This is a genomic window from Gilliamella bombi (assembly GCF_900103255.1).
In the GTDB taxonomy this organism is placed as follows: domain Bacteria; phylum Pseudomonadota; class Gammaproteobacteria; order Enterobacterales; family Orbaceae; genus Gilliamella; species Gilliamella bombi.
The window spans coordinates 1-1,377 of record NZ_FMWS01000057.1 but is presented as its reverse complement, the minus strand read 5'-3'; the positions used below and the strand labels follow the sequence as shown (position 1 = coordinate 1,377).

General features: G+C 39.1%; 1 protein-coding gene. It reads right to left on the bottom strand.

Going from position 1 to position 1,377, the window contains the following annotated elements; all coding sequences use genetic code 11:
- Nucleotides 1–226: 226 nt before the first annotated feature.
- On the bottom strand, nt 227–1,377 hold a 1,151-nt coding region (locus B9N71_RS13080), incomplete at its 5' end, for a hypothetical protein (protein WP_167370099.1).

The following is a 1,377-nucleotide window of genomic DNA, read 5'->3' as shown; positions in this document are numbered from 1 at the left end:
TTTTATTGGATTTTTTATTTTTAAATAAAATCAACCGTTTATAGGCTAGTTTTTTATTACGTTGAATTTGGCTTTTTAATAAAAGCGCTTTTGTTATTTAATAACAGTGGTTTAGAAACCGCTGTTTAATAACAAAAGGCGCCTTTGCCTGTTCAGCGTCCCAACTAACTCACAGGCTGCATGCTTGGTTATATTACCTCTATTTACACTATAAACGCCCGTGCCCTTATTCATAAAGTGTGGTGCAAATAACAGGATATGGGAAATCAGCCTGACCACTCATAATCATATGAGCAATAAAATCTTTACCCTGCCCCATAAAATCCATAACCGAGCCTTGATCCATAACCAAATAGAAGTCACTCGTCCATAAAACTGGCACGGGGGAGGGTTTTTCGCCATAATCACCCACAACACCCCATTCAGCAAGAAGTCCAGCACCAATTTGTCGTTGATAATAATTACCTATTGAAGGCGGTTTAGCACTATCTGTGTCACATAGAAACGGCATTCCCTCCATAGTACCGCATTTCGCATTGGTTAAATCGCTTACCCGTGGCATTCTATAACCCAAATTACCACACCATGCTGATTGTTTTTTAAAAGGCTCCATAAGATAATGGTCCAAACGACGAGTAACGAACCACTGCTTTAGCACAAATCCATACTTCACCTCATTGCCACGACCATCTCTTCCCACCAACTCAAATGTCTGTGGTAAAGATGGAACTTTCAGTCGGCTAGGAGAATCTGAATTTATCTGATTAGGACTTGCACTAGGACCATGTAATGTTACCCGCGTAACATAATAATCAGGGTTATATTTCTGATGCAGAGGAATCCAAATATCACTGTCACCTAATTGGATTGGTCTCCTCCAACTCACCGTTGCTTTTATATCTCCTTCCGTCTCAACAGACCAAGTCAACTGACTTGGATCTCCACCTTCAATACCTAAATCAAAATATAAACCATCTAAGCCCGTAGTTGGAAAATTAAGTCCATAATCAGATGGATTAGTTGCCTGAACAAGAAAACCTTCCTTAGGATCCCATATGTTAGGTGGACCTGCGTGGTTCATCCCCCAACCAGCAGCAGCCATCTCACCATATCGTAGATTCGGCTTTACGTAGTTGATAAACATCGTTGAAGGTAGAACTATTGCATCGCTATGATTATTATTTATTCGACCTATTTTGCTAGTTAATGCCTGCAAATTCAATGAATGCAGTATTAATAACAGTACCAACAAGATTTTTTTGGTTAATTTTGATAATGATTTGGAAGATATAAATGAGTTTCGTGCAAAAACTCGTCGAATAGGATTATTTGATAAATTTAAGACATAGGTTTGCCAGTGCCTTGTGCCTTGTGCCT